General features: G+C 33.2%; 7 protein-coding genes. 1 reads left to right on the forward strand and 6 read right to left on the reverse strand.

Going from position 1 to position 8,440, the window contains the following annotated elements; all coding sequences use genetic code 11:
* Window positions 1-89: 89 nt before the first annotated feature.
* The 4 genes from V7S50_RS33755 to V7S50_RS33770 all read right to left on the reverse strand — a co-directional run bounded on the left by V7S50_RS33755 (window position 90) and on the right by V7S50_RS33770 (window position 4,019).
* On the reverse strand, window positions 90-1,166 hold the full coding sequence (locus tag V7S50_RS33755) for a glycosyltransferase WbsX family protein (protein WP_242256814.1): 1,077 nt from the start codon (window positions 1,164-1,166) through the stop codon (window positions 90-92).
* Between the two features lie 231 nt (window positions 1,167-1,397).
* Window positions 1,398-2,270 carry a class I SAM-dependent methyltransferase gene (locus V7S50_RS33760; protein ID WP_242256812.1) on the reverse strand — a complete coding sequence of 291 codons (873 nt, stop codon included), beginning with the start codon at window positions 2,268-2,270 and terminating at the stop codon, window positions 1,398-1,400.
* Window positions 2,271-2,297: 27 nt separating this feature from the next.
* Window positions 2,298-3,020 carry a class I SAM-dependent methyltransferase gene (locus V7S50_RS33765; protein WP_242256810.1) on the reverse strand — a complete coding sequence of 241 codons (723 nt, stop codon included), beginning with the start codon at window positions 3,018-3,020 and terminating at the stop codon, window positions 2,298-2,300.
* 204 nt (window positions 3,021-3,224) lie between these two features.
* Window positions 3,225-4,019: a sulfotransferase family 2 domain-containing protein gene (locus V7S50_RS33770; RefSeq protein ID WP_063221716.1), complete on the reverse strand. Its 795-nt coding sequence runs from the start codon at window positions 4,017-4,019 to the stop codon at window positions 3,225-3,227.
* A 263-nt stretch (window positions 4,020-4,282) separates the two neighbouring features.
* Here V7S50_RS33770 and V7S50_RS33775 point away from each other — a divergent pair, with 263 nt between their 5' ends.
* Window positions 4,283-5,227: an NAD-dependent epimerase/dehydratase family protein gene (locus tag V7S50_RS33775; RefSeq protein ID WP_242256816.1), complete on the forward strand. Its 945-nt coding sequence runs from the start codon at window positions 4,283-4,285 to the stop codon at window positions 5,225-5,227.
* Window positions 5,228-5,267: 40 nt separating this feature from the next.
* Here the strand turns inward: V7S50_RS33775 and V7S50_RS33780 are convergent, their stop codons facing one another.
* Together V7S50_RS33780 and V7S50_RS33785 are read right to left on the reverse strand one after the other, a co-directional pair.
* Entirely contained in the window at window positions 5,268-6,044 is a 777-nt protein-coding gene (locus V7S50_RS33780) for a class I SAM-dependent methyltransferase (protein ID WP_242256805.1), read from the reverse strand.
* A 65-nt stretch (window positions 6,045-6,109) separates the two neighbouring features.
* On the reverse strand, window positions 6,110-8,041 hold the full coding sequence (locus tag V7S50_RS33785; protein WP_242256802.1) for a glycosyltransferase: 1,932 nt from the start codon (window positions 8,039-8,041) through the stop codon (window positions 6,110-6,112).
* Between the last annotated feature and the right edge of the window lie 399 nt (window positions 8,042-8,440).

Raw genomic sequence — 8,440 nt, forward strand, 5'->3', positions numbered from 1 at the left:
GAACACGGAAGTTAAGCTCTCTAGCGCCGATGGTAGTTGGGACCTTGTCCCTGTGAGAGTAGGACGTCGCCAAGCAATCTTAAGACGAGTCAGAATGACTCGTCTTTTTTGTATGCTTTCATACCTCTGTTAATTGCCTGTTTAACTCCTTCTAAATAGGCAAATCCATGTCTTTTATCTGGTTCTAAGTAAGTACCTTCTGCCCATTCATTCCATGCATTAATAAATAAAAACTCGCTTTTGTAAAGAGAATAGGTACGATGGATTTGCTTGCTTAAATATATTGTGAACTTCTCAGGGGTAGAACCTAGGAAGATGCTGCTATTTAAGTCTTTGCGGCGTGCTGTGTTGTCCCAGTCAACAAAGGCACCAGGGAATGTTTTTTTCTCTGAAGGAGATCGCTTTAATATATACATCCACACTTTATCGTAATCCCAAGCGTTTATTTGTTTACCAGACTCGTATATGGTTTTATTTATGTCTGAAGAGCTATCATGAGCAATTGTATAAAAAGGCTCAAATTGAATGCTAGCATCGAATCCATCTATATTAGGAAGTGGAAAGCTGTTTAATGTTTCTGCAAAATATATACCTTTCAAACCATTTTCCTGGGCGAGTGTATTCCAATAATTGAGCATTTGCTCACAATCAGGGATATGACCAGGACGATAAATAATGAATAATGGTTTATCATCTATACGTATATATCTCTCATCTTGGAAAGCTTGTAATAAATACTCAAAGTGTTCTTTCCAATCCGATAACTCTCCGTAATTTTGAGGCATTAATATGTGACTATCAAGACCATCCCAAGTTTTTGTCCACGGTTCATTTGCCCAAGAAAGGCAAAATGGAAAATTGGGTTCCTTTATCTTAAGTACTTCATTAAAGGGTGTCTCCAAAAGCCTCTTTCCTTTAAACCAGTAATGATAATAACAAAAACCATATATTCCGTGTGCTTTAGCGATTTCTGCTTGCCACTTTCTTACGGATGGGGTGGTTAAGTCATAATAAAAATCTTGATAAGGTTCTCTAGGTTGATAATGTCCTGAAAATAAAGGTCGTGCACTTTTAGTATTTGTCCATTCAGTAAAACCTTTACCCCACCATCGGTCATTTTCTTTTATTCGATGAAACTGTGGTAAGTAAAAAGCGATTATTTTCAAGATATATCCCCCTTATGTTCTTCACAGTGCAAGTGGTGGGAAGTTACTTTTGGTTTTTGGGCTCCATTCTAAAGTGTGAGATATGTTATTTACTTGCTGTTTTGGTATGCTCTATATTGAATTCAGTTTTACAATTTATTTGATATGGAAATCTTGGATGATTCAATATATGGCTGCGATGAAAAATGATGTTCATTATGAAATTACGTGCATTACCATGAACGAAAAGGGTTAATCTTTTTGGAGAACAAATAGGGCTTGGGGTAATCGATTTACATCATCAAAAAAGTCCCGTAGCTTTAAATACTTCTCATAGTGATTTTTAATATAAATTCTAGGTATAACAGTTTCTCCGTAAAAACTACTATTTCTAACGTCTCCTGCCCCTGTAGGACTGTGAACAAAATTGCCACTGTCATAATCTGAGATGGCACGATTTATATTTGGAAAAGCCTGAGATAAAGTTTTATGCCACCCGGTTTGAATTAATTCAGGGTGTTCCTTGAATTGTTGACAGAAATCGAGAAAATAGCGTGCTTGTGTTGTTCCAATGAAGATTCCACCTGGACGAAGAATTCTTGAAAATTCCTTTATCCAATGTTCTGCAGTTTCTTCGGATAAATGTGAGAATACAGAATAAGCAAATATGATGTCTAATGAATTATCACTAATAAATTCTACAGGTGGGTGTGGATTGGCTGTTTTATATATCCCTCTTCCTAACGTTTCATTGCAAATATTAATCATTGCGGGATCTACATCAATACCAAGTAAATTTTCATCATGAACATCTCTGAAAAAGAAGCGTATAATTCTTCCCCATCCGCAACCGAAGTCTAAAATTTTACGTTCTTTATTCAAAGGAACACCTAAATTTTGGGCATATGTTTTTACATGGCTATAAAACAAATATGCTTCATAAAGAGCATGTTCATAGGAAGCACCTACAAATTGTTGTTGAATTTCTTCAGGGGGGAACATAGGTACTGGGATGCCGTTGATCTTTGTTTGTGAGCAACTTTGTATAAATAGATTTAGAAGTTCAATATCAGATAGTGGACTAACAAGGTTATCAAAATCACTTCCTAACTTAAAGTTATGCATTTGTTAAACCTCCGAATGATGTAGTGATTAACAACTATCTACTTGTTTTTTACTAACAAAAACATGCAAAAATTCAGCATCTAACCCTAGTGATCTATCCTTTTGTAAATAAACAATGGTATACATATTTGCATGTGTATAAATATATTCAATCATATCTTGGCCCCAATCAAATGTTACTAAAGACCCATTCTCATCTATAGGATTTCCGTGATAAATTGGCTCTTCAATATACTCAATTCCTTCTTTATTGATTCTTGCTCGTTGTAAAGTCTTTGGGAGTGTATGATACCAAGGAACAGTAAATACATGAGCACCGCCAGGTTTTAAGATACGCTCTATTTCTTTAAAGGCTTTGTTTGGCTCCATTACATGTTCAAAGACATCTTGAGTAATAAACAAATCAAAAGATTCATTTGGAAAAGTCATGTTTTCTAAGTTCTCACATCTAATTCCTTGAAAGTATTGGCCGAGAGGGTAGTTTTTAAAGTATTGAGAATATGTATAGTTTTTGCAGTTTTTTATTAGTAGTTGAGTTGTAATCCCGCCAGGAGAGGATTCGTGGATATGATAGGAACCCCATTTCGGAAAAAATGTATTTAAAACATGGATTAAAGCTCGCTGCCTTGGTATAGAGTGGCATGTAGAACATAAGTAGTGATCTCTAAGCCAATCATTATGCTCTATAAATGTAGCTTCCTTCTCACAAATAACGCAGTATCCATTATTGTGCTTCAAATTACCTTCCACATGACATCACTCCTGTGTAAAAAATGCATATGGCACACACGTCACCAATCAACTAAATCAAATTGAGTGGGGGAAAATTAGGGAACCCATAAAAGTAAGATTGGTAGAAAGAAATAATCAACGGGGGAGAACCCCACCGCTAATTAAAGTTTCACTTTATGCTATGCGATATATTTGCTTTTATTCATTGAAGAATATATAGACTTAAAATATCCCTTTCGTGTATGGATACATTTCAAAGTCCTTTGCATATATTTCTGTAACTAAATCCATTGTTTCTTTGTCATAAAAGCTTGCGTATGTTGGAAATTGGGGAAAGGCTTCATCTGTAATACTAAGCTCTGCATAGCTTCCTGTATAAACCATCTTGTGAGCGCGATGATGACCTGAACTTGTAAGTTTTGTTAGGTCGGATTTAATTAAACCGTATTCGTTTTCTATTTTGGGAATTTGCTTATTAAAATCTTCTAAAGGTATATAGCGTTGGATAAAGGCTTCTTCACCTTGGACGTATTGTTGACTAAAGTGCATATCTATTACTTGAGAATTGGAACCAAGTGCTTGAACGTAATATAAAAATTGTTTGAATGATATTCCTTGTTTACTATGCTTGTCATTATAAAAACACTTTCGGATACTATCCCATTGAGGGCTAGCATAAGGATTGTCAGCAAGTAATAAAAATGAGCTAACGGCCCTTGTATAGGGATTTCGTACGAGTTTACAAACATGTTTTTTTGATTCTAGCAGACCGCTATGTAACGCCTGTATATAATTGGGGTTATTTTTATATACCCAGAACTCATAGTAATGAATAAAATCATTGTATTTCTTTGCTTCAGGAAATAATCCAATTTGAAAAAAGAACCAATTAGCTAATGTAGTACATCCGCTCCTGTGGCTCCAGAATAGTATAAGTGGAAAGTCTTTATGGAAATGTGGAATTCGATCTTTATGTAGGGTTACATAATTTAAAAGTTCTTGATGTATATTTTTCATGAGTTTAACACTCCTTTTTTTAAGGTATAGGAAGAGGATTTTTTATTAATCCAATATATTCATGGAAATGAGTAAATATTATGAGTGTATTTTGCTGTCATCTTAAATAAGATAGCGATTCTAAAAGGGGAATGTAAAATAAAGATAATGAAAATGTATAAGAGGCATACAATTATAAGAGAATGAATAATAGATATGACCAAGTTCATTTATTTGTATTTCTAGGTGTGATAAGTAAAAATCTTATTACTAGAGAGGATATTATGGGGAAGAATAATTATTTAATAGTAGGTGGAAATAGTTTCATTGGTATTAACCTCGCATTAGGTTTATTGAAACAAGGTCAAAATGTAAAAGTATTTTCCAGACATATAAATAATTTTCCTCAAAATATTATAAGTGAGGTTGAATTTATTAAAGGGGATTTAGCAAATGTTGAAGATATATATAAAGCTTTAGTAAATGTGGATATTATTATTTACTTAGCTGCAACGTCAAATGTAGCAACTTCAATTGAAGATGTTTTCGGAGATATGAACAGTAGCTTTTTTTTTCTTAATTTCATGGAAAGTGTTAAAACTTTTCCTATTAAAAAAATTGTATTAGCATCTTCTGGAGGCACAGTTTATGGTGAACCGGAATATTTACCTATTAATGAGGAACATCCATTAAAACCACTTTCTCCTTATGGAATAACAAAAGTGTCGCTTGAAAATTATTTGTACTTTTATAAGAGAAAATATGGAATTGACTATGTTGTATGTAGATATTCTAATCCATATGGGAAATATCAAAATCCTTTAAAGAAAGTCGGGGCAATAAATTGTTTTTTGTATCAGCATCTCAGTAATGAAAAGATTAATATATATGGGAATCCACAAGAGATTATTCGAGATTATATTTATATCGATGATTTAGTTGAAATCACTATACAACTATCACAATTAAATCGCTTGAAATCTTGTGTGTATAACATAGGAAGTGGCAAGGGTCTCTCTTTAAAACGAATTATAGTAGAATTGGAGAAATTAACGGAAAGAAAAGTGGATTTTATCTGTTATAAACAAAAGCAAGAAAATGTTCAACAAATCATTTTAAATATAGATAGGGTAAGACGAGAATGTAATTGGGAACCGAAAATAGATTTCAAAAGTGGAATTAGATTAAATAAGCTATGGATTGAAGAGTTCTTATATAGTAAAAAATAATAAGCCATGCCCTACTTCTGTATAAGTAGAGCGTGGTTTATTATTTTATTTCTTTTTTTATTACCCAAAGGTCTTGATGTTCCCACCAAAAACCTTCAGAGTACTTTTGGATGATAGGGTTATAAGGTAATAATTTAATTTTGTCACATACGTAAGAGGGGCTAACAATCGTTTGCCCATATTGATTAACATCTAAATCGAGTTGTTCACTAGAGGGAAGAAACCAATAACCTTGTTTATTTAAATCTGGACAGTTGAAGTGCTTTTTACTTTGATATCCATGAGTTGTGAAAATGAATAATCCGCCAGGGGAAACAGCATTATACAATGTTTGAAGCCAACGAAGCCAAGTTGTATCAGGCATATGAGAAAAAAAGGATAGACAAAAAACGATATCGTACGTAGACGAGGCTAATTTTACTTGTTCAGGTTCAGGGTGAGATAAGATAGAAGAAGTATTTAATGTACTTTCAATAAAAGTAATAGCTTCTTCATGTATATCACAGGTAGTTATACGTAAGTTCGTTTGTAGGTTTAATAAATGACGTGTTACGCAGCCATATCCGGATGCGAATTCTAATAATTTAATTGGAGTGTCTACAGGAGGATAAAAGGAAGTAATTAAATCTAAGAGTGTTTCTGCTGATTTTCTCCCGTCTTTAAAATAATAATCTATCGCTTCCTTTTTTGATGGGAAGACTGGATTAGTGACAAGGAATTGAAAGATATGATCCTCTGGATGGATACTTGCATTTACATTGTAGTTGTGTGCAATTTGAGAAATCAAATCTTTATGTGCCTCTATAAATTCTTTCAAAGAGTAACCCCCTTAAATAATAGTAAGGTCTTACAAGAGATACTGATGGAAAAGAAAATATATAATTAAATCTTCAAATATGCTTTAATGTACTTTCTATATGCGTACATTTTCTTTTTTGAAATGTCGTCGATAGTAAAGGTTTCTTTAATGAAATTTTGCATTTGTACAACTTCACTGTAATGGGAATATGAATCTTCTGTTCTCGTTACACTATTTGTATGTCGTCTATGATAGTTTAGAGGTTTTGGATTGAAATAAATATTCCCCTCTTTAAGAATAGAAACATAGAAAAACCAATCACCAGCTACTTTAAACTTTTCTAATTGTTGTTTTGTTTTTTGTATATCTATGTTTTTAAAAACTACACTTGAGACATTAGGTATGGTGTTTTTGATAAGTAACGTATCTTGTATTTCATCTGTCCCTTTGCGAAAATAAGAACTCTTCCATTTTTCTTTATCAATATCATTTGTGTAATCTAAATAATGATTGGCTAGGATACGTCCTTGTTCATCTATTTGTTTTGATTGAGTGTAGCTTAAGGTAACATCACTATTTATATGAAACCCTTGTATTGCTTCTTCTAAAAATGTCTGATCACATAAGTCATCCGCCTCTGCAATCCAAATATAATCACCGGTTGCTGCAGAGACGCCTTTTATCCATTGTTTAAATACAGAACCAGAGTTTCTATCATTAATAATTTGCTGAACTTTTAGATGGGACTTATTTTCGTTTGAGAGCAACTGTTCAAATATAGATACACTATTGTCATTAGAGGCATCGTCTAGGAAAATTAGTTCGTAAAGGGGATAGGTTTGGTTTAATATGGATTTAACTCGATCAGGTAAGTATTTTTCGTAATTATAGTTCGGTAAGATCACGCTTATTTTTTTATAATTATGCTCAAGCAGGCCTAATAATTGATAAATGTAATGAAGGAAGTTGAACTCTTTTTCGATAAGTTCTTGCCCAAATCTCCCTTTGTGTAATCGTAAATCTTCATCTCCAAGAAATTCATATATTCTTTCCAACATCTTCGGTAAATTTAAAAAGTCTACTAAAGCGCCAGTTTGTTCCGTAACAACATCTTCAAAACCTCCAGCGTTTTTAAACCCTATAACAGGGAGTTTTGTATCTAATGCTTCTAAAACAACATTTGGAAAAGGATCTTCTCTTGAAGTTAATAAATATAAATCAGCCCCGGCATTATATAAACCGATATCTGGAGTGGGCTCCACTAACGTGAAATGTGCTGTATATCTTTGGGATAGCGTATTTAAAAAATGAACATCTGCTTTCCCAACCCAGATAAAATGAATATTCTTATGAATTTTTCTTACTGAGTAAGCAATAAGTGAGAATAAATCTATCCCTTTTCGATGATCAGCGAAACCTACCCCCAAAATGATTTTGCTATCTAGAGGCAGGTTGTGTTTTTTTCGTAATTCGTTTCTAGCTTTTGCAATATTGTTCTTATAAGGATTATGGTTAAATAAACCTTGGGGGAGAATGTGGCACTTTTGATGGTCTAATTGGGTGATTGTAAGGAATTTTTCATACACGTACTGTGAAGGGAAGACAACTTTGTAAGCAAACTCGGCAATGTTTCTAGCTTTTCCCTCGGCAGAGTACTGTTGTATTAAATGCGGCAATTCATGTATTAATGAAATAACTTTTATATTGTGTTTAGCTAGTAATGCAACTATATCACCACTTATGACGGTACTACATATGGCAATGGTATAGTCTTGTGATAATAACTTCTTTATTAATAATTCGATTTTTTCTTCCGTCGGGTAGTTTTCCTCTAGGCAATAAACAGGACCATATTTTTGAAAATCTTGGATTAAAATGCCCGTTCCAATAGAAATAATTGCGACGGAGTATTGAAAGTTTTCTTTAAGAGCTTTAATGGTATGTAAAGAAAGCAGCTGTGCTCCGTGGAAATGGGCATCATGGGATACATAAATGATCTTCTTATTAACATGCATTTCATAACGCCTCCTAAGTTAATTAGAGTTTTAGTAAATGTATGGTGCATTTATAATTCCCTAGAGAGAAGTGGTAGGAGATAATTGTGAATGTAGCTGGAATGTACTCGAAATAAAAATGCTACCTTTAATATATATTTGTTTGGCTTGATATTCATTCTTTAGAAAGGTGTAAGTGGTAAGAAAGAAAGTATAAACTGTCGATTATGAAAGTGACTGCACCAGTTTGTTAATCTCTAGGGACACAGTATAAATGAAGAAGGTTCAATACCCTTTATAATTTATAAAATAAAAAGGATAAAAGGTATTGACGATTAGAAGATAGAGGTGTAATATAGAACAAGTCGCCGATGCAATAACGCAAAACACGACAAACGAAATAAAAAAACTTAGTTGACA

It is taken from the genome of Bacillus sp. CCNWLW194 (genome assembly GCF_037120585.1).
Lineage (GTDB): Bacteria > Bacillota > Bacilli > Bacillales > Bacillaceae_G > Bacillus_A > Bacillus_A basilensis.